Annotated in this window: 18 protein-coding genes, 1 pseudogene and 1 riboswitch; of the genes and pseudogenes, 9 read left to right on the top strand and 10 right to left on the bottom strand. The window is 70.2% G+C overall.

The annotated features are described in order from the left end of the window. Positions 1–139: 139 nt before the first annotated feature. Genes CLV43_RS40115 through CLV43_RS40100 form a run of 4 tightly spaced genes read left to right on the top strand, consistent with a single transcriptional unit; the run spans position 140 to position 4,336 of the window. Complete coding sequence (locus CLV43_RS40115; RefSeq protein ID WP_106194839.1) at positions 140–1,030, top strand: LytR/AlgR family response regulator transcription factor; 891 nt, start codon at positions 140–142, stop codon at positions 1,028–1,030. Next, positions 1,027–1,413, top strand: a complete 387-nt coding sequence (locus CLV43_RS48205) for a DUF485 domain-containing protein (protein ID WP_106194836.1) — start codon at positions 1,027–1,029, stop codon at positions 1,411–1,413. Before CLV43_RS40115 ends, CLV43_RS48205 begins: the two co-directional genes overlap by 4 nt. Beyond that, positions 1,410–3,167 carry a sodium/solute symporter gene (locus tag CLV43_RS40105; protein WP_106194833.1) on the top strand — a complete coding sequence of 586 codons (1,758 nt, stop codon included), beginning with the start codon at positions 1,410–1,412 and terminating at the stop codon, positions 3,165–3,167. The genes CLV43_RS48205 and CLV43_RS40105 overlap by 4 nt, the downstream gene beginning before the upstream one ends. Beyond that, positions 3,164–4,336 carry a histidine kinase gene (locus CLV43_RS40100; protein ID WP_106194830.1) on the top strand — a complete coding sequence of 391 codons (1,173 nt, stop codon included), beginning with the start codon at positions 3,164–3,166 and terminating at the stop codon, positions 4,334–4,336. Before CLV43_RS40105 ends, CLV43_RS40100 begins: the two co-directional genes overlap by 4 nt. A gap of 677 nt (positions 4,337–5,013) precedes the next feature. Here the strand turns inward: CLV43_RS40100 and CLV43_RS40095 are convergent. After that, a complete protein-coding gene (locus CLV43_RS40095) occupies positions 5,014–5,280 on the bottom strand; it encodes a hypothetical protein (protein ID WP_106194827.1) in 267 nt (88 codons plus the stop codon). A gap of 91 nt (positions 5,281–5,371) precedes the next feature. Next, a pseudogene (locus CLV43_RS49830) lies at positions 5,372–5,746 on the bottom strand (transposase); the annotation flags it as partial. A gap of 534 nt (positions 5,747–6,280) precedes the next feature. Between CLV43_RS49830 and CLV43_RS40085 the strand changes: the two are divergent. From CLV43_RS40085 to CLV43_RS40075, 3 genes are read left to right on the top strand one after another with little or no spacing between them, the layout of a single operon-like run. Next, entirely contained in the window at positions 6,281–7,126 is an 846-nt protein-coding gene (locus CLV43_RS40085; RefSeq protein ID WP_106194821.1) for a metallophosphoesterase family protein, read from the top strand. After that, the gene (locus tag CLV43_RS40080) at positions 7,123–7,779 is read left to right on the top strand and encodes a 4'-phosphopantetheinyl transferase family protein (protein ID WP_106194818.1); all 657 of its coding nucleotides are present in this window, start codon (positions 7,123–7,125) and stop codon (positions 7,777–7,779) included. Before CLV43_RS40085 ends, CLV43_RS40080 begins: the two co-directional genes overlap by 4 nt. 49 nt (positions 7,780–7,828) lie before the next feature. Continuing rightward, positions 7,829–9,307, top strand: a complete 1,479-nt coding sequence (locus CLV43_RS40075) for a glutamate-cysteine ligase family protein (protein WP_106194816.1) — start codon at positions 7,829–7,831, stop codon at positions 9,305–9,307. Between the two features lie 52 nt (positions 9,308–9,359). Here CLV43_RS40075 and CLV43_RS40070 read toward each other — a convergent pair whose 3' ends face one another. From CLV43_RS40070 to CLV43_RS48200, 5 genes are all read right to left on the bottom strand, one after another. Then, positions 9,360–9,737, bottom strand: a complete 378-nt coding sequence (locus tag CLV43_RS40070) for a condensation domain-containing protein (protein ID WP_146175099.1) — start codon at positions 9,735–9,737, stop codon at positions 9,360–9,362. A 57-nt stretch (positions 9,738–9,794) separates the two neighbouring features. Beyond that, on the bottom strand, positions 9,795–10,448 hold the full coding sequence (locus CLV43_RS40065) for a DUF4230 domain-containing protein (protein WP_106194810.1): 654 nt from the start codon (positions 10,446–10,448) through the stop codon (positions 9,795–9,797). Positions 10,449–10,539: 91 nt separating this feature from the next. Then, the gene (locus tag CLV43_RS40060; RefSeq protein ID WP_106194807.1) at positions 10,540–10,947 is read right to left on the bottom strand and encodes a hypothetical protein; all 408 of its coding nucleotides are present in this window, start codon (positions 10,945–10,947) and stop codon (positions 10,540–10,542) included. Further along, positions 10,896–11,627, bottom strand: coding sequence for a DUF998 domain-containing protein (locus CLV43_RS40055; RefSeq protein WP_245887350.1), 732 nt, complete (start codon positions 11,625–11,627; stop codon positions 10,896–10,898). The genes CLV43_RS40060 and CLV43_RS40055 overlap by 52 nt, the downstream gene beginning before the upstream one ends. 63 nt (positions 11,628–11,690) lie before the next feature. After that, complete coding sequence (locus CLV43_RS48200) at positions 11,691–11,852, bottom strand: hypothetical protein (protein WP_170156224.1); 162 nt, start codon at positions 11,850–11,852, stop codon at positions 11,691–11,693. Between the two features lie 104 nt (positions 11,853–11,956). Continuing rightward, positions 11,957–12,170: riboswitch (cobalamin riboswitch) on the top strand. A 243-nt stretch (positions 12,171–12,413) separates the two neighbouring features. Between CLV43_RS48200 and CLV43_RS40050 the strand changes: the two genes are divergently transcribed. Both CLV43_RS40050 and CLV43_RS40045 read left to right on the top strand, forming a co-directional pair. Next, positions 12,414–15,230, top strand: a complete 2,817-nt coding sequence (locus tag CLV43_RS40050; protein WP_106194805.1) for a ribonucleoside-diphosphate reductase subunit alpha — start codon at positions 12,414–12,416, stop codon at positions 15,228–15,230. Then, a complete protein-coding gene (locus tag CLV43_RS40045; RefSeq protein WP_106194895.1) occupies positions 15,221–16,288 on the top strand; it encodes a ribonucleotide-diphosphate reductase subunit beta in 1,068 nt (355 codons plus the stop codon). Before CLV43_RS40050 ends, CLV43_RS40045 begins: the two co-directional genes overlap by 10 nt. A 47-nt stretch (positions 16,289–16,335) precedes the next feature. On the opposite strand, the gene CLV43_RS40040 is transcribed toward CLV43_RS40045, so the two are convergent. From CLV43_RS40040 to CLV43_RS40030, 3 genes are all read right to left on the bottom strand, one after another. Further along, a complete protein-coding gene (locus CLV43_RS40040) occupies positions 16,336–18,000 on the bottom strand; it encodes an ABC transporter substrate-binding protein (protein ID WP_146175098.1) in 1,665 nt (554 codons plus the stop codon). 140 nt (positions 18,001–18,140) lie between these two features. Beyond that, positions 18,141–18,713, bottom strand: coding sequence for a DUF305 domain-containing protein (locus CLV43_RS40035; RefSeq protein ID WP_106194798.1), 573 nt, complete (start codon positions 18,711–18,713; stop codon positions 18,141–18,143). A gap of 30 nt (positions 18,714–18,743) precedes the next feature. Next, positions 18,744–19,760 carry a LacI family DNA-binding transcriptional regulator gene (locus tag CLV43_RS40030; RefSeq protein ID WP_211304785.1) on the bottom strand — a complete coding sequence of 339 codons (1,017 nt, stop codon included), beginning with the start codon at positions 19,758–19,760 and terminating at the stop codon, positions 18,744–18,746. Positions 19,761–19,811: the final 51 nt, after the last annotated feature.

Below are 19,811 nucleotides of genomic sequence, written 5' to 3'. Positions count from 1 at the left end.
CCGATCACCGCATTCCTGCGTGAAAGGGGTGCCGGTGGCACCTTGCTAGCGGCCCCTCGACGGGCGACGATGACCCACTGGTGGTCTAATCCCCGTCGCCGTGGAGATCGGCCGTTCACAGCATTGGACACGATCGGACATGACCGCAGGTCTGCCCTGCCCCCTCTGCGAGGGGCCCGAGCGCCGAGGCGCTCTCGAACGGACGTTGCGCGTGCTCGCCGTGGACGACGAGGCCCCGGCGCTGGAGGACCTGGTGTACCTCCTGCGCTCGGATCCGCGGATCGCGCACGTCGAGGGCGTGACGGACGCGACGACCGCGCTGCGCGGGCTGCACCGGGCCATGGACGCCGGTCAGCCGGTCGACGCGGTGTTCCTGGACATCCGGATGCCCGGTCTGGACGGGTTGGACCTGGCCCGCGTGCTGTCGCGGTTCGCGCAGCCGCCGCCCATCGTGTTCGTCACCGCGCACCAGGAGCCCGCGGTCGAGGCGTTCGAGCTGAAGGCGCTGGACTACCTGCTCAAGCCGGTGCGCGCGGAGCGGCTGGCCGAGTCGGTGCACCGGATCGTGCACGAGGTGCTGGACGTCAAGTCCACCACCGCCGAGGCACCCGCGCAGCCCGCCGTGTCGCAGGCCCCCGAGGTCGGCGAGGAGGTCATCCCGGTCGAGCTGGGCGGGATCACCCGGTTCATCCGGCTGGCCGACATCCGCTACGTCGAGGCGCACGGCGACTACGCCCGCCTGCACACCGCGACGGGCAGTGGTCTGGTCAGGGCGGCGTTGAACGGGTTGGAGGAGCGCTGGCGGTCCGCCGGGTTCGTCCGGATCCACCGCAGCCACCTGGTGTCGTTGAGCCACGTCGACGAGCTGCGGCTGGAGGAGGGGCACCTGAGCGTCAACATCGGCGGCGCGGTGCTGCCGGTCAGCCGCCGCCACGCCCGGCACCTGCGCCAGCTGCTGGTGCGGCGGGCGCGTCCGGTGGTGCCGCAGCAGGGTCCCGACGAGAGCGCGCGGAACCGGCAGGCCACGTGAGGCCCGAGCAGCCGCCGCCGACGCAGCGCGTGGTGGTGACGAGCCCGCGGACCGGTGCGCCCCGTCCCCGGCGGCCGTACCCGACGTCGCGGGAGATCAACGAGCAGAGCCAGCTGGGCGCCCTGTACATGCGGTCGCTGATCCGCACCCAGCGCACGCTGGGCCTGCTGGTGGTGGGCCTGGTCGCGGGCGGGTTGGGGACGTTGCCGCTGGTGTTCAAGTTCGCGCCGTCGGTCTCGCGGATCCAGGTGCTCGGCATCGGGCTGCCGTGGGTGCTGCTCGGGGCGGTGGTGTTCCCGGTGTTCGTGCTGGCCGGGTGGTTCTACGTGCGGCAGGCCGAGCGGAGCGAGCTGGCGTTCGCCGAGCTGGTCGAGCGGTCGTGAACAGCACCTACGGGGTCGTGGCCGTGCTGGTGGTCGCGCTCGGCACGATGCTGATCGGCGCCTACGGCCTGCGGATCTCGCGCACGACGTCGGACTTCTACGTCGCCTCGCGCACGGTGTCGCCGTGGTGGAACGCCTCCGCGATCGGCGGCGAGTACCTGTCGGCGGCGTCGTTCGTCGGCATCGCCGGGCTGATCTTCGCGCACGGCCCGGACATGCTGTGGTTCCCGGTCGGCTACACCGCGGGCTACCTGGTGCTGCTGACGCTGGTCGCGGCCCCGCTGCGCCGGTCGGGCGCGTACACGCTGCCGGACTTCGCCGAGGCGCGGTTCTCCTCGCCGGTGGTGCGCCGGGTGGCCAGCGGGCTGGCGATCGCCATCGCGTGGCTGTACCTGCTGCCGCAGTTCAAGGGCGCGGGCCTGACGCTGCACACGGTCACCGGTGCGCCGGACTGGTTGGGCGGGCTGATCGTCGCGGTCGTGGTGACGGTGAACGTGGTGTCCGGCGGGATGCGCAGCGTCACGTTCGTGCAGGCGTTCCAGTACTGGCTCAAGCTCACGGCCATCGCGGTGCCGGTGGTGTTCCTGCTGCTGGCGTGGCGCGCGCACGGCGGGGAACGGCTCAACGGCCCGGAGTTCCCGGTGTTCCGGCAGACCACGACGGTCGACTTCGACACCTCCACGCTGATCCACGTCGAGGCGCCCGCGAACTTCTCCGGCCACGGGCTGCTCGACGGGGTGCGGGTGGACGGCGACCAGCTGTGGGTCAACGCGGGCGAGCACACCGTCGCGGCGGGCAGCTCGTTCGTGTTCCCGGCGGGCGAGACCGTGCCGCACCTGGAGTCGTTGCCGCACACCACGAACGCGGACTGGGCGCTGCCGATGGCCGAGGGCGGGCAGTTCCCGCTCTACGCGGTGTACTCGCTGATCCTGGCGACGTTCCTGGGGACGATGGGGCTGCCGCACGTGATCGTGCGGTTCTACACCAACCCGAACGGCCGGGCGGCCCGGCGCACGACGCTGATCGTGCTGGGGCTGCTGGGGATCTTCTACCTGATGCCGCCGATCTACGGCGTGCTCGGCAGGCTCTACACGCCGGAGCTGCTGCTGACCGGTGACACCGACGCCGTGGTGCTGGTGCTGCCGAGCCGGATGGTCGGGGGTGTCGGCGGGCAGCTGCTCGGCGCGCTGGTCGCGGGTGGCGCGTTCGCGGCGTTCCTGTCGACCTCGTCCGGGCTGATGGTCTCGCTGGCCGGTGTGCTCAGCCAGGACGTGCTGAAGATGCGCGGTGTGCGCGGGTTCCGGATCTCCGCCGCGCTCGCCGCGATCGTGCCGCTGGCGATGACCGTGCTGGTCGGCGGGATCCCGGTGGCCGACATGGTCGGGCTCGCGTTCGCCGTCGCCGCGTCCTCGCTGTGCCCGTTGCTGCTGCTGGGGATCTGGAGCACCCGGATGACCACCACCGGCGCGGTCGCCGGGATGATCGCGGGCGGCGTGCCCGCGCTGGCCGCCGGGATAGTCACCATCAGCGCCAAGACCGCCGACCAGTGGTACCACGTGTTCCTGTCCCGACCGGCGGCCTGGACCGTGCCGCTCGGGTTCGTGGTGATGTACGTGGTGTCGCTGATGACGCCCGGCAGGATCCCGGAGAACGTCAACCGGGTCATGGTCAGACTGCACGCGCCCGAGAACCTCGGGCTGGAGATGAACGAGGAACCGTCCATGAGCGACATCCGCCGGAGAACCGGGACGTGACCGGCCTGCTGGCCGTGGGAGCGATACTGCTCGTCGGAGCGGCCATCGTGTTCGTGCTGTGGCGGGGGTCGGGTCCCCGGCAGGACTTCCTCACCGAGGCGCAGCGGATCACGTTCGAGACCCTGCACACCGCCTGGTCCGCCGCTCCCCCGCTGCGCGCAGGCCTCGTCCCCGAAGCCGCGAAGAAGTCGGCCCGCCACCTCAGGACCCTGCTCGACACCCCCGCGCTGGCGTTGACCGACGAGGTCGAGGTGGTCGCGTGGGAGGGCGTCGGGGAGCACCACTCGGCCGACACGATGCGGTTGGCGCAGGAGGTCTTCAGCACGGGGCGGACCCGCGCGTTCGACATCGGGTGCACGTTGCCGGACTGCCCCGTGCAGATCGCCGTCGTCGCCCCGCTCACCGTGGAGGGTCACGTCGTCGGCGTGCTCGCGGCCTACAGCCGGGAAGCGTCGGCCGGCTTGGTGCGGGCCACCAACGAGGTCGCCCGCTGGGCTTCCGGACAACTGGAGCTCGCCGAACTGGACCGCTCCCGGACCCGCCTCGTCGAAGCCGAGGTCCGGGCACTGCGGGCGCAGATCTCACCGCACTTCATCTACAACTCGTTGAGCGCCATCGCGTCGTACGTGCGCACGAACCCCGAACGGGCGCGGACCCTGCTGCTGGACTTCGCCGACTTCACCCGGTACTCGTTCCGACGGCACGGCGACTTCACGACCCTCGCCGAGGAGCTGAAGTCGATCGACCAGTACCTGGCGCTGGAACGGGCCCGGTTCGGCGAACGGCTGACGGTGACGCTGCAGATCGCCCCCGAGGTCCTCTCGGTGACCGTGCCGTTCCTGTGCCTGCAACCACTCGTGGAGAACGCGGTCCGCCACGGCATGGAAGGAAAGGTCGAACCCGGCCACATCCAGATCCTCGCGGCCGACGCCGGGGCGGAAGCGCACATCACGATCGAGGACGACGGGATCGGGATGGACCCGGAAGCGCTGCGCAGGACGCTGGCGGGGCAGGTGGACGAGACGGCCGGGATAGGGCTGGGGAACATCGACGAGAGGCTGAGGAGGTTCTACGGGGACGACTACGGGTTGGTGGTGGAGACGGCGCAGGGGCTGGGGACGAAGATCAGTGTGCGGTTTCCGAAGTACCAGCACGGGTTGCATCCGTAGGTGATGGGGTTGCCGGTTGTCCGTTGGTGGCGGTGGGGGGACCGGTCGTCGTGGGGGCGTGGGGTGAGCGAAGCCCAGCCCCCGGCGCGCGATTGTCTCAATGCCTTGCCCATGTTTGTCAAGACGATAAAGCCATCTTGACAAACATGGGCAAGGCAGGAGGGCGCTGTGTATCGGGGGCGGGAGGGGATCTGGCTTCGCCAGACATCGAGCTGCGCTCGACTCAAGCATCAGGCTGCGCCTGACAGAGCATCCTCGGCTTCGCCGTCGGACAAGGCATCGGCTGGCGCCGACAAGGCCCCAGGCACTCCGCGCCGGATGCGCGCTGGCGGGCTTCGCCCGTCGTGGGAGTCCTCGACTGCGCCGTCGGAAGGGAAGGCATCCTCGCTGCGCGTCGGACAAGGCATCCGAGCTTCGCCGGACCAAACATCCTCGCTGCGCGTCGGACGAAGCGGGCGGGCGCTCCGCGCCGGGTGCGAGGTGGCGGCTGCGCCAGTTGGTGTCCCTGGGCCGTTGAAGTCTTTTAGAGCGCGATTATCGGCCTGCTCGCGTAGGTCGTCTTGCCCCCGAACGCATCCTGACCAGGCACGCAGTCAGTTTTGTCGGTGCCCGTCGGTAGCGTTCAGTTCGGGGGGCCTTGAAGTCGGCGCCAGCTTTGCTGTGCCCGTTTTCCCAGCTCAGGCGGCGGCGGAGGGGGTGCTGAGGGCCAGTAGTTCAGCTCCTGCGGTGGTCAGGTGAGCGGGGAGCCAGTGGCCGAAGGGGGCGGTGGTGGCTGGTTCGACCAGGCCCGCGTGGACGAGTAGGCGGGCGGCTGGTTGGTCGCAGCAGGGGAGGTTGTCGACTCGGAAGTCGGGTTCGCTGCTGCACGTGAGCTCGACGCGGCCGGCGGCGGTGGCGCGGAGCAGGGCGAGAGCGCGGTGGGAAAGGGGGTCGGTGGCGGTCATGGGGTCCTCCTGGGGGCTTGCTCAGATGAACGTGGTGGGGGCCGATCCGGTTCAGGAGCGGCGGCCCACCACGTTCATCCGACGGTCAGCCCCCGGCCTTCGTTCCGCGGCGTTCGGCCGCTTCGAGGACCGCGTGGATCCATTCGCCGTCGTCCGAGGCGGTGCCCGCGGCCGGGGTGGTGCCGTGGCGGTCCATGGCCGCGCGGCGCAGGCGGAGCCAGAGGCCGGCGTCGGTCCACTCCTGGAAGCGGCGGTGCACGGTCGGGACCGTGACGCCGAAGGAGGAGGGCAGGTGGCGCCAGGCGCAGCCGCTGGTCAGGACGAACACGATCGCGGTGAAGATCGCGCGGTCGGAGACGCGGCTGCGGCCGCCGCCCTGCCGACGGATCTTGGCCGGTGGGATGAGCGGTTCGACCAGGGACCACAGCGAGGCGGGGACGAGGCGGGCGGCGAGCAGCTCGGTCACGTCGCCGCGGGCGGCGGCGGGCTGGCCGGGCTCGGGGTTCTGGCGGAGCCAGGGTTCCGGGCGGGCGGCCTGGGTGCGCTGGCGGGTGCGCAGCAGGGTGGACAGGGCGGCTTCCTCGGCGGGCGTGCGGCGTCGAGGTGGCGGGTAGCCGTACTGCTGCTGCTGCTGGGCTGTGCGGGTGATCTCCGCACTGACCGTCCGGCTGAACGGCGTGGCGGCGCCGCGGACGCCAGGTGGCACCTGGCGCGCCAACCGGGGGTCGGTGTTCCGTGCGAAGTGGGACTCGGACATCTGGTCCTCCGCCGAGGTAGTAGCGATGTGATCACCGTAGGAAGTGGCTTGACTACCCGATAGATGAATTAGGGGCCCTTAAGGCTGAACGGCCCCGCCTAGCGTCACGCGGTGTAGGGGTATGAGTTCAGCGGGCGATGATCTGCGACGAACGGATGAACGGTCATCTTGGCACCACCCCTACTCCCCCTGGCTGCTTCGGGGTGCTCGGAGAACGGCGTCGTGAACGGTTAAGGTCGAGAGGTGACCCGCACGCCGAGATTGCTCGCCACCAGCGACCTGCACGTCACGTACCAGGAGAACCGGGACTTCGTGGCGGCGGTCCAAGCGCCGTCGGCCGACGACTGGCTCATCGTCGCAGGTGACGTGGGCGAGAAGTTCCAGGACATCGAATGGGCGCTCGACCTGCTGCGCAAGCGGTTCGCCAAGGTCCTGTGGTCGCCGGGCAACCACGAGCTGTGGACGACGAAGGACGACGCGGTGCAGACCCGCGGCGAGGTGCGCTACAAGCAGCTCGTCGAGATGTGCCGGAGCATCGACGTCCTCACGCCGGAGGACCCGTACCCGGTGTTCGAGGGCTCGGGCGGTCCGGTGACGGTCGCTCCCCTGTTCACGCTGTACGACTACACCTTCCGCCCCGAAGGCACCTACGACCAGGTGTCGGCGCTGGCGAAGGCGCACGAGGTCGGTGTGGTCTGCACGGACGAGTACTTCCTGTTCCCGGACCCGTACCCCAGCCGCGAGGCGTGGTGCGAGGCGCGGGTCGCCGAGACCGAGCGCAGGCTGGCCGAGGTCGACCCGGCGCTCAAGACCGTGCTGATCAACCACTACCCGCTCGTCCGCGAGCCCACGAGGGTGCTGCGCTACCCGGAGTTCGCGCTGTGGTGCGGCACCGAGCGCACCGCGGACTGGCACACCAGGTTCAACTGCGTGGAGATGGTCTACGGCCACCTGCACATCCCGCGCACCACCCGGCACGACGGCATCCGCTTCGACGAGGTGTCGCTCGGCTACCCGCGCGAGTGGAAGCCGAGGGGCTGGACGGGCGCACAGCTGCACGACGTGCTGCGCGAGGGGGACGCCCGATGATCGCCGACCTGCTGCCGAGCCCGGTCGCGGCCGTGGACCGCTTCGACGACCCGGAGGGCGTCGAGCTGTTCCCCGAGGAGCTGGCGCTGCTGGAGAAGTCCGTCGAGAAGCGTCGCAAGGAGTTCACCACCGGCCGCTTCTGCGCCAGGACCGCGCTGGGGCAGCTGGGCTTCCCTCCCGTCCCGGTGCTGCCCGGCCCGAAGCGCGAGCCCGTGTGGCCCGACGGCGTCGTCGGCAGCATCACGCACTGCACCGGCTACCGCGCGGCCGCCGTGGCCCGCACGAGCGACTTCCGCTCGATCGGCATCGACGCCGAACCCAACGCCCCCACTCCGAAGGGCGTCCTGGAGGCCATCGCCGTCCCGACCGAACTGGCCAGGATGGACGGTCTGCGCGCGGCGGGCGACAAGGTGTCGTGGGACCGCTTGCTGTTCAGCGCCAAGGAGTCCGTCTACAAGGCGTGGTTCCCGCTGACCAGGTTGTGGCTCGGGTTCGAGGACGCCGACGTCACGATCGACCCGGACGCGGGCACCTTCACCGCGCGGATCCTCGTCGAAGCACCGATCGTGGACGGTGAGCCCCTGACCGGGTTCACCGGTCGCTGGCTGGCCAGGGACGGGTTTGTGATCACCTCGATCGCGGTACCCGCCTGAGCGTCTCCTGGTGCACAGTGTCCGGGTGCCACGAGCTTGAGGAGCCGCCATGGGTGACGACGTAGCCCGCCACGAGTTCACCCGCGAGGACCGCACCCGGTACCGGACGAAGGTCCGGCGCTGCCTCGACGTGTTCGCCAGGATGCTGCGCGAGTCCCGGTTCGAGTTCGAGCGGCCCATGACGGGGCTGGAGATCGAGCTCAACCTCGTGGACGAGCAGGGCGACCCGGCGATGCGCAACGCCGAGGCGCTGGAGGCGATCGCCGACCCGGACTTCGTGACCGAGCTCGGCCAGTGGAACCTGGAGATCAACGTCGCTCCCCGGCAGCTGGCCGACGACGGGATCCGCGCGTTCGAGGAGACGGTGCGGGCGAGCCTCAACGAGGCCGAGCACAAGGCGCGCGAGGTCGGCGCGCACATGACGATGATCGGGATCCTGCCGACGCTGCGCGCCGAGCACATGGCGATGGACGCGCTGTCGGTGAACCCGCGCTACGCGCTGCTCAACGAGCAGGTGCTGGCGGCGCGCGGCGAGGACCTGCAGATCGCGATCGACGGCATCGAGCGGCTGAACATGACCGCGGACTCGATCGTGCCCGAGGCGGCCTGCACGAGCACGCAGCTGCACCTTCAGGTGAGCCCGGACCAGTTCGCGGACTACTGGAACGCGGCGCAGACCATCGCGGGCGTGCAGGTGGCCGTCGGCGCGAACTCCCCGTTCCTGCTGGGCAAGGAGCTGTGGCGGGAGACGCGGATCGCTTTGTTCCAGCAGTCGACGGACACCCGCGGTGACGAGCTGAAGGAGCAGGGCGTTCGGCCACGGGTGTGGTTCGGCGAGCGGTGGATCACGTCCATCTTCGACCTGTTCGAGGAGAACGTGCGCTACTTCCCCGCGCTGCTGCCGATCGTGGACCCCGAGGACCCGTTGCAGGTGATCGACCGCGGTGACACGCCGGCACTGTCGGAGCTGCGGCTGCACAACGGGACCGTGTACCGGTGGAACCGGCCGGTGTACGACGTGGTGAAGGACAAGCCCCACCTGCGGGTGGAGAACCGCACGCTGCCCGCCGGGCCCACCGTGATCGACACGCTGGCCAACGCGGCGTTCTACTACGGTCTGGTCCGGGTGCTGGCGGAGAGCGAACGTCCACTGTGGTCGCAGATGTCGTTCAGCGCCGCGGAGGAGAACTTCCTGGCGGGCGCCAAGAACGGGATCGACGCCCAGGTGTACTGGCCGGGCCTGGGCACCGTGCCGGTGGTGGAGCTGGTGCTGCGGCGCCTCCTGCCGATGGCCTACGACGGCCTGGACCGCTGGGGCGTCGACCCCGCCGACCGGGACCGGCTGCTGGGCGTCGTCGAGCAGCGGTGCCTGACCGGGGTGAACGGGGCGACCTGGCAGTCGCGGGCGTTCCACCGGCACTACGACAACACCAGCCTGGACCGCGTCGAGGCGCTGCGGCTGATGCTGCGCACCTACCGCGACCTCATGCACACCAACGAACCCGTGCACTCCTGGCCGGTCAGCTGACCCGTGCACCCGCTTGGCCCGCACCGGGAGTCTCCGGTGCGGGCCAAGCGACTCAGGCGTCGAGCGCCCCCACCAGGTCCGCCGCCGAGTCGCCCCTGTTCCACGCCGAGACCAGCTCGGACAGCAGGACGGGCCACGGCACGGCGGCCATCACGCGGCGGTGCACCAGCAGCACGAGCTTGCCGGACAGGTCCGCGCCCGCGTCGAGCCACAGCACCCGGAACAGCGCCGAGCCCACCCGGTTCGCGACGGCGTCGACCTCGGCGGCCGCCCGGTCCACCAGCGCCTGCCCGGCCAGCCCGTGGACGGGGACCCGCCGCACCTCGCACACCGCACCGCTCTCGCGGAGCTCCTGGTGGCGGTCGAACACGTCGCGGACGGCGGCCGTCAGCCGCCGCTCGCCCAGACCCGCACGCACCTGCACTGTCATGGACTCGAACACCGGGTTCACCCTCGAACGGAAGACTGTGAGTTAGGCAAGCCTAACTCACGGCTGGGGTGCGTCCACGAAGTGGACCTCGTAGCCGAGCGCCCCGAACATCCCCTCCAGCATCTTCCGCGTGTTCTCCGCCGCCTTGTCCGACAACCCGGACTCCTTGGCCGCGTCCGCGATCTTCTGCTCCGCCGCCACGTAGAACGGCTGCTGGTCGGAGGTCTGCACGACGCTGGCCAGCCGGTCGAACAGCCCGCGCTCCTGCGCGAACACGTAGCTGTGCTCGTGGTCGAGGTTGGGCTTGTCCAGCTGCGGCTTGGGCAGCGTGACGTCGACCGTCTTGCGCTCCTCAGACACCGTCATCGCGCCGTCGGCGAGCCCGCCGAAGTCGACGTAGGCGTTGACGGAACCGTTGGACACGAACAGGGTCCGCTGCCCCGCCAGGACGTCCGGCACGAACCGCACGTCCTTCTCGATGTCGATCACGACCTGGTAGTCCCCCGAGGCCGCGTGGTACTGGCTCAGGTCGCGCAGCGACTTCAGCAGCGCGGGCTGGCTCCGGTCGACGGTGTCCGTGCCGAACAGGCTGAGCTTGGGCACCAGGCCCACCAGCTGGAGCGCGGCCGCCGCGACGACCACCAGGCACAGCGCCACGAAGCCGCGCCACACCCACGGAGAACGGGACGAGGACCGCCGAGGAGTCGTCATACCCGGTGGGTACCCACCTCGGCGGCCGGTTAGCCTGGGCCAAACGGCGGCACCGGCTGGTGCGGTGCCCCGCCGAACCCCGTCGGAACCGCTAGTAGTTGTCGCCCCCGAAGAAGATCTCCTCGATCTGGTCGGCCGTCCCCGCCAGCAGCGACAGCGGTTCCACGAACTCGTGGATGTCCAGCGTCTCCAGCGGCAGCGAGTGCCGCAGCACCACGTGCTCGCCCATGATCGCCGCGCCGGAGGCGATCGACGAGTGCCCGACCTCCTCCAGCAGCGCCCGCAGGTCGCAGTTCGCCGCGATGCCCACCGGCGAGGCGATCTGCACCCACTCGTGCTTGGCGTCGAGCACCTCGCGCACCAGGATCACCACCTGGGTGCGCTCGTCCTCCTCGTCGAGGTGCTCGAAGCTGAACAGGATCCGGATCTCGTCGCCTTCTTCGGAGATCACGTCGTACTGGTCGCGGACGTACGCCGCGAGGTCTCCCCACGTTGCCATTCCCCAAGCTTAGGGCGGTTCGCGGCGGCGATGGCCCACAAACCCGCCGCCAGCACCGCGATCACCTCGGAGATCACCAGGACGCGCTCGACGTACCCGATCGGGAACACCCGCCACCACGCCGCGCCACCGGAGGCGTGGACCAGGACGGCGTAGAGCAGCGGGGTGAACGCGGCCACCGACAGCAGCCCGAGGCCGAACGTCCAGCGGGCGTGGCCTGCCCACCTCGGGTGCCGCAACCACGGGCGGGCCAACGAGAGCACGGCGACGGGCAGGCTGACGAAGGCCAGCAGGCTGGCCATCCGGTGGATGCCGCCGCCGGCGGAGGCGGGCAGCGACCAGTCCTGCTTGGGGAAGACCACCACGAGCGCCAGGCCGACGGACCACAGGGTCAACGCGACGGCCCCGGTCGACCGCCACCGGGTGATCCCCTGGCGCACCAGCACCGCCAGCAGGGCGAACGAGCCCGCCGCCAGCAGCGAGACGGCCACCTCGAAGATCCAGCTGTCCGCGCCGAGGCCGTACTGGCTGATCGTGCGGCGCAACCCGGCGGTCGACACCAGCGCGCCCTTGAGGTCCAGCGCCCCGATCATGGCGACGGTGGTCAGCACCGCGGTGGTGCCGCCGAGGGCGACCAGGCGGGCGGCCGGGCTGGGTCGGGTCACCTCTGCTGTGGTCACGCCCGGCAAAACGCCCGGATCGGACGAGGGGTTCCGGGGTTCAGGAAACCAACAGGAAAGTCCTCACCCGCGCGTGGCCAGCCGGGCCGCGACCACGGCCCCCACCGCCAGCGCCCCGGCGAGCCACGGAACGGACGCGCCGACCGCCAACGAGCCCGCGGCCAGCGCGAAGGCACCGGCCGCCGCGAGGGGCGGGCGCGGGTCGGAGTGGTCGTCACCAGCCATGTGCCACGCCCTTCGTCCACCGACGACCTGCACGGACACCTTATCGCATAGAACTTGCAACAGAGACCATCTTGGGCTGTGCGGCGAGCCCCACCACCACATGTAGTATCCGACGCGCTGATGGTTCACCCCCGGTCCGCCGGAGGGTGAGGCAAGAGGGAATCCGGTGGGAATCCGGAGCTGCCCCGCAGCGGTGAGCGGGAACGACCGCCGTCAAGAAGCACTGGACGCGAGTCCGGGAAGCGACGGCCAGTAGGTCCGCCGGCGAGAGCCGGAGTGCCCGCGAGTCCGAAGACCTGCCACCAGCGTGCACGCGGCCTGCGTGCACCACCCGGTGCCCCGAGGGAGGGCGCGCGCGGACGGCGGACGGCCTTCGGTGCCGTGCTGCCTCGCGTCGCCGCCTCCCCCGTGGTTCTCCGGGTGTCCACCGAGCTCGCGAGGAGAGAGCCGTGATGTCGCACTCCAGCCTGGACGGCTGACCTCCACGCACCCGTTTCCCCCCGACCGTCGAGCGGTGCTCGCCGGGCGGTGCCGACTGCCCAGAACCAGCTGTGGAGAGCCATGTCCCCCACTGAAACACCCGTCCAAGTCCCGGTGATCGGCCGTGGCGGAGCGGTGTCCCCGTTCGACTCGACCAGGATCGCGACCGCGGTCGCGAAGGCGTTCCACGCCGTGGAGGGCGCCGACGCCGCGGGCTCGCAGCGGGTGCGCGAACTGGTCGCGGACCTGACCTCGCAGGTCGAGGAGAAGCTGCGGCGCCAGGCCGGGCCCGACCGCGGGGTGCACATCGAGCAGATCCAGGACCAGGTCGAACTGGTGCTGATGCGCGGCGGGCACCACAAGGTGGCGCGCGCGTACGTGCTGTACCGGGAGGAGCACGCGAAGGCCAGGTCGGCGGAGGTCGTGCCGGTGCGGCCCGCGCTGACGGTGCGGTACCCGGACGGCCGGGTGGCGCCGCTGGACGAGGAGCGGCTGGCGCTGGTCGTCGAGGAGGCGTGCGCGGGGCTGCCCGCGACGTCGGCGGAGACCGTGCTGGCCGAGACGCGGCGCAACCTCTACGACGGCATCACCCGCGCCGAGCTGGCCCTGGCACCGGTGATGGCGGCGCGCACGATGGTCGAGATCGACCCCGACTACTCGCTGGTCAGCGCCCGGCTGCTGCTGGACCGGCTGCGGCGCGAGGCGCTGACGTTCCTGGCCGGGAAGGACGACGAGGCGAACCACGCCGAGATGTCCGCGCGGTACCCGGAGTACTTCGCGGACTTCGTCCGGCGCGGGATCGAGCTGGGGCAGCTGGAGCCGCGGCTGGCCGAGTTCGACCTGGCGCGGCTCGGCGCGGCGCTGCTGCCCGACCGGGACCTGGCGTTCCAGTTCCTCGGCATGCAGGTGCTCTACGACCGGTACTTCCTGCACAGCGACGAGCACCGCTACGAACTGCCGCAGGCGTTCTTCATGCGGGTCGCGATGGGGCTGGCGCTGCGGGAGGACGACCGCGAGGCGCGGGCGGTCGAGTTCTACGAGCTGCTGTCGTCGTTCGACTTCATGTGCTCGACGCCCACGCTGTTCAACGCGGGCACCACCCGGCCGCAGCTGTCGTCGTGCTTCCTGACCACGGTCGACGACGACCTGCAGGGGATCTTCCACGGGATCAGCAACAACGCGCTGCTGTCCAAGTTCGCGGGCGGTCTGGGCAACGACTGGACGCCGGTGCGCGGCATCGGCGCCCACATCAAGGGCACCAACGGCAAGTCGCAGGGCGTCGTGCCGTTCCTGAAGATCGCCAACGACACGGCGGTCGCGGTGAACCAGGGCGGGAAGCGCAAGGGCGCGGTGTGCGCTTACCTGGAGACCTGGCACATCGACGTCGAGGAGTTCCTCGACCTGCGCAAGAACACCGGTGACGAGCGGCGCCGCACGCACGACATGAACACGGCCAACTGGGTGCCGGACGAGTTCATGCGGCGGGTCGGGTCCGGTGGCGACTGGACGCTGTTCTCCCCCGACGAGGTGCCCGACCTGCACGACCTGTTCGGCGACGCGTTCGCCGCGCGGTACCGCGAGTACGAGGCGGCCGCGGACCGCGGTGGGATCAAGGTGTTCCGCAGGGTGAAGGCCGCGGACATGTGGCGGCGGATGCTGACCATGCTGTTCGAGACCGGGCACCCGTGGATCACGTTCAAGGACCCGTGCAACCTGCGCTCGCCGCAGCAGCACTCCGGCGTCGTGCACTCGTCCAACCTGTGCACCGAGATCACGTTGAACACGAACCTCGAAGAGGTCGCGGTGTGCAACCTGGGATCGGTGAACCTGGCCCGGCACACCGGGCCCGACGGGATCGACAGCGCGCGGCTGGAGAGGACCGTGCGGACGGCCGTGCGGATGCTCGACAACGTGATCGACGTGAACTACTACACGATCCCGGAGGCCCGGCGCGCGAACATGCGGCACCGGCCGGTCGGCCTGGGGCTCATGGGGTTCCAGGACGCGCTGTTCGCGCAGCGGATCCCGATGGGGTCGACCGCGGCCGTCGAGTTCGCGGACCGGAGCATGGAGGAGATCAGCTACCACGCGATCTCGGCTTCGGCGGACCTGGCCGAGGAGCGCGGCGCCTACGAGTCCTACGAGGGATCGCTCTGGTCGCGGGGGATCCTGCCGTTCGACTCGATCGCGTTGCTGGCGGACACCCGCGGCGCGGACCTGGAGCTGGACCGCTCGTCCACTCTGGACTGGGCTCCGGTGCGGGAGCGCGTGCTGGCGGTGGGGATGCGCAACTCCAACGTGATGGCCATCGCGCCGACGGCGACGATCGCGAACATCTGCGGGGTGAACCAGTCGATCGAGCCGCTGTACCGGAACCTGTACGTGAAGTCGAACATGTCCGGCGACTTCACCGTGGTGAACCCGGACCTGATCCGCGACCTGAAGGCGCGCGGCCTGTGGGACGAGGTCATGGTGAGCGACCTCAAGTACTACGACGGGAGCCTGTCGCCGATCGAGCGGATCCCGGCGGACCTGAAGGCGTTGTACGCCACGGCCTTCGAGCTGGACTCGAAGTGGCTGGTCGAGGCCGGGGCCCGGCGGCAGAAGTGGATCGACCAGGCCCAGTCGCTCAACCTGTACATCGACCAGCCCAGCGGGCGCAAGCTCGACGAGCTGTACCAGCTGGCCTGGCTGCGGGGCCTGAAGACCACGTACTACCTGCGCTCGCAGAGCGCCACGCACGTGGAGAAGTCCACGCTGCGCGGCACCGACGGCAAGCTCAACGCCGTCTCCCCCGTCACCCCGGTCGCACCCGCGGTCACCGCCCCGGTGGTCGTCGAGTCCGCGGGTGCCGCCGTCTGCTCGATCATCGACCCCGATTGCGAGGCCTGTCAGTGAGCCCCGACGTGTCCACCGGCGCCGGTCCCATCGAGGTGGGCGCCGCCCGCGTCAGCGTCGACGACAAGGCGATGATCAACTGCCGCGCCGACGTGAACCAGCTGCTGCCGCTGAAGTACCACTGGGCGTGGGAGAAGTACCTCGCGGGCTGCAACAACGCGTGGATGCCGACCGAGGTGTCGATGCAGGCCGACATCTCGCTGTGGAAGTCGCCCGACGGGCTCACCGACGACGAGCGGCGCGCGATCAAGCGCAACCTCGGCTTCTTCGCCACCTCGGAGTCGTTGGTGGCCAACAACATCGTGCTCGCCGTGTACCGCCACCTGACCAACCCCGAGTGCAGGCAGTACCTGCTGCGGCAGGCGTTCGAGGAGGCCGTGCACACGCACACGTTCCAGTACATCTGCGAGTCGCTCGGCCTGGACGACGGCGAGCTGTTCAACATGTACCGCGAGGTGCCGTCGATCACGGACAAGGCCGCGTGGGCGCTGAAGTACACGCAGCACCTGGAGGACCCGTCGTTCACCACCGGCACGCCGGAGAAGGACCAGGCGTTCCTGCGTGACCTGGTCGCGTTCTACGTGGTGTTCGAGGGCATGTGGTTCTACACCGGCTTCGCCCAGATCCTGTCCCTGGGGCGGCGCAACAAGATGGTGGGGATCGCCGAGCAGTACCAGTACATCCTGCGGGACGAGTCGATCCACCTGAACTTCGGGATCGACGCGATCAACCAGATCAAGATCGAGAACCCGCACCTCTGGACGGACGGGTTCCAGGAGGAGATCCGGACCATGCTGGCCGAGGGGTGCGAGCTGGAGATCGCCTACGGGCGCGACACCATGCCCCGCGGGCTGCTCGGCCTCAACGCCGAGCTGTGCGAGGAGTACATGCACTTCATCACCAACCGCCGCTGCGCGCAGCTCGGGCTGGCACCGGTGTTCGCGCCCGCGGAGAACCCGTTCCCGTGGATGTCGGAGATGATGGACCTGAAGAAGGAGAAGAACTTCTTCGAGACCAGGGTGATCGAGTACCAGAACGGCGGGTCGCTGGAGTGGTGAGGTGACCGGGCGCCGCTCCGCTCGGGAGGGGAGCGGCGCCCGTCCCGCTAGCAGTCGACGACCTCGTAGTTCGCCAGCGACGCGGGCGCCTTGAGCTTGCGGCACACGGTCAGGTACGGGGCGCGCGGTTGCGGGGTCCTCGGGTAGCTGACGACCGGCACCGGTTTGCCCGTCGGCCAGAGGTCGTTGTCGGAGGTCGTGTCCTCCCAGTGGAACGAGCCGGAGGCGCCGTCGACCTTGTCCTGCGCCAACGAGTACAGCCCGTTGCGGACGTCCTGCGGGGTGGGCAGCCGCTTGCCGTCGCCGTTGGAGTAGATGCTCCTGGCGGCCTTGACCGCCGCAACGACGGCGTCGTGGTGCATCACGGCGTACCCGTCGTCCAGGTCGCCGTCGGGGAACCCGAGCGTCCCGGTGAAGGTCGCCCGGAAGCTCGCGAAGCGCTCCGGCACGTTGAGGTTCTGCCGCCACCCGACGACGTCGGTGGACGAGGCCGCCATGATCGTCACCTTCGCGTCCGCGAGGTCGGCGGTGGTCAACGCCTCGTCGCCCTTGCCCTTGGTCCCGGAGGCGATCACGGTCAGCCCGGTCATCCCCGTCGCCAGGACGACGGGCTCGGCGCTCCTGGCGCGGGTGGCCAGGCTCCGCACGAAGGAGGGCAGGTCCGCGTCGCGGCCAGCGTAGAAGACCACCGCGGGTTTGCCCTCGGGCAGGGCGTTGATGGCGTTGACGGCGGGCTGGAACAGGTTCGACGCCTGGTTGGTGTCGGTCGTGCTGCCGGTGAACGAAGCCCGGTGCTTGTCGAGGTCGAACTCCGGGAAGACGTGGACGAAGGCCTTGCCGAGGCTCTCGACGTAGTTGTCGTCGTTGCGGTCGGCGACGAGGAAGCCGCAGGTCACCTCCGGGTGCTCGGCGCGCAGCGAGTCGGCCAGCGCCATGGCGTAGTCGTGGTTCGACGGCGAGACCTTGAACAGCGCGGGCCGCGTGTTGGCCGGTTCGGCGCCCCTGGTGGTCATGTCGTCCGCGGTGAGCACGGCACCGACGGAGGGCAGGCCCCAGCGGGTGTTCAGCTCGACCGAGGCCGCCCTGGTCTGCGGAACGCTCACGCCGAGACCCGTCACCGCCACCAGCCGGTGCTCGCCCGACGTCAGCCCGCCGAGCTGCTCGACGACGTCCTTCCAGGCCTTCTGGTCCCACCCGGTGTTGGCCAGCACGAGCTGCACCTTGAGCCCCACGTCCCCGTACTCGGGGTCGCTGTTCGCGACCTCCTGGGCCGTCAGCGCGCCTTCGAGGGCGTGCAGGATCGAGTCGTCGTCCAGCTTCCCGCCCGGCCTTGCCGCCATGGGCATCATGACCGCCACCCTGACGTAGGGGGACTTGCCCCCGGCCACGGCCCGGTTCTCGTCGACGACCGCCTTGACGACTCGCTGGACCCGCTCGTCCTTTGTGCCGAACGCGTGGTCCCGGTCGACCGTCCAGCCGAGGCACTGCCCCTGGTCGTCGCGGTGCAGCGCGAACCCCTCGCCCGTCGTGGCGTCCAAGCCGTCGCAGCGAGTCGCGTCCACGATGTCCGGGTCGGGGTCGGCGTGCGCGATCGTCCACCAGACCGTGCCGCCGACGAGCAGCACCAGCACCGCGAAGACCGCGATCCACCGGCTTGTTCCGCTTCGGGGCACGGGTTGTCGTTCGGGCGCCTCGTACTGGTTCTCGGTCACCAAGTCTCCCTGAAGGCCTGTGCGGAATCTCTTCGGGGAGTCGAAACGACGGGCGGAACGGTTACGCGATTACTTCACCCGTTGGGGGGTGATTGTTCGTGTATGAGAAGTCGGGAAAAGCGCATTACTGCGGCCAGGTGTCACGTTCCCAGCTTCGCCAGGTACGCGGCCCGGCTGGATTCGATCCCCTTCGTCACGTCCAGCACGGCGGCGTTGCTGCCCGCCGACAGCTCCGACTTCGCGACGGTGGTGGACTCCTCGAAATGGGCGCGGAGCAGGGCGCGCAGCTGGTCGTCGAAGGCCGGTCCGGTCGCCTTGGTGAGCTTGTCCAGTTCGTCCGCGGTGACCATTCCCGGCATGTCGTGGCCCTCGTGCAGGTTCAGGTAGGTCTGGCCCGCGTCGGAGAGGGCCTTGCGGAGCTTGTCGAGCTCGGTGTGGTGGCCGGTCTCGACCTCGGTCGCCAGCGCGGCCAGCGCGGGGTCGACGCCCGCGCGCGTCTTGGCCAGCTCCAGGACGGGCAGGGTGGTCTCGTCCTGGGGGATGGCGAGCTGGACGTAGGCGACGTCGGTGTCGCTGAAGCCGCCCGCCGGGGTCGCCGCGGAGCTGCTGCTCGGCGGTGCGGCCGGGTGGACGTGCCCGCTGTGCTGCTCGGGTTGGGGGGTGGAGCAGCCCGCGAGCAGGAGCAGGGCCAAGGCGAGGGCGGTGCGGAGCATGTGATCACTCCCAGGATGAGGTCACGGGTGCTAGGCGGACTGGCGGACGACGAGGGTCGGTTCGAACACGACGGCGCTGACGGGTCTGGTGGGGCGTTCGATGCGGCCGAGCAGGAGCCTGGCCATCTCGGCCGCCATCTCCTCGACCGGTTGGCGGACGGTGGTGAGCGGCGGGTCGCAGGCGAGGGCGGGGCTGCTGTCGTCGAAGCCGACGACGGCGATGTCGTCGGGGACGTTCAGGCCGTGGCGGCGCAGGACGGGCAGGGCGCCGTGCGCCATGAGGTCGGAGGCGATGAAGATGCCGTCGACGTCGGGGCAGCGGACGAGCAGCTCCTCCATCGCGGTGGCGCCGCCCTCGTGGGTGAAGTCGGCCTCGACGGCCACGACGTCGGGGTAGCCGCGGTCTGCCATGGCCTGCCGGAAACCCGAGAGGCGGTCCTGCGCGGCGGTCGTGGACACCGGGCCGGTGATGGTCGCGACGCGGAAGCAGCCCCGGTCGGCGAGGTGGTGGGCGGCCAGTGCGGCGCCCGCGGTCTGGTTCACGTCGACGTAGGTGATCGGCATCGGGCGGACCGGCCTGGCCGCGAGCACGACGGGCAGGTTCGACTCGATGAGCAGGCGCGGCAGCGGGTCGGCGCCGTGGGTGTGGATGAGGATGACGCCGTCCAGCCTGCCCTGCCGCAGGTCGGCCACGACCTGCTGGTGGGTGCCGGTGCCCGCGCTGGTCAGGACCAGCTGCACGCCCAGTGGCTGGGTCACGTCCATGACACCGCCGACGACCCGGCCGAAGTACGGGTCGCCGAGCATCCTGCCCTCGTCGGGCAGGACGAGCCCGATGGCCCCCGCGCGCCTGGTCACGAGCGACCTGGCCGCGCGGTTGGGGGTGTAACCGGTGGCGACGATGGCGCGGGTGACCATCTCACGGAGCTCCTCGTCGACCGTGGAGACCCCGTTGACGACCCGCGACACCGTCGCCCGTGACACACCGGCGACCCGCGCCACCTCTTCCAAGGTGACCGGGGCGGGTGTGGAGCGGGGCTCTGGCACGTCTGCCTTTATACCGTTCTTCAAGCGGACACCCGGTCTTCACGACGAGAC

This window comes from Umezawaea tangerina, from assembly GCF_003002815.1.
Taxonomy (GTDB): Bacteria; Actinomycetota; Actinomycetes; order Mycobacteriales; family Pseudonocardiaceae; genus Umezawaea; species Umezawaea tangerina.
The sequence above is the reverse complement of the archived record's forward strand: the minus strand, read 5'-3'. Positions and strand labels throughout refer to the sequence as shown.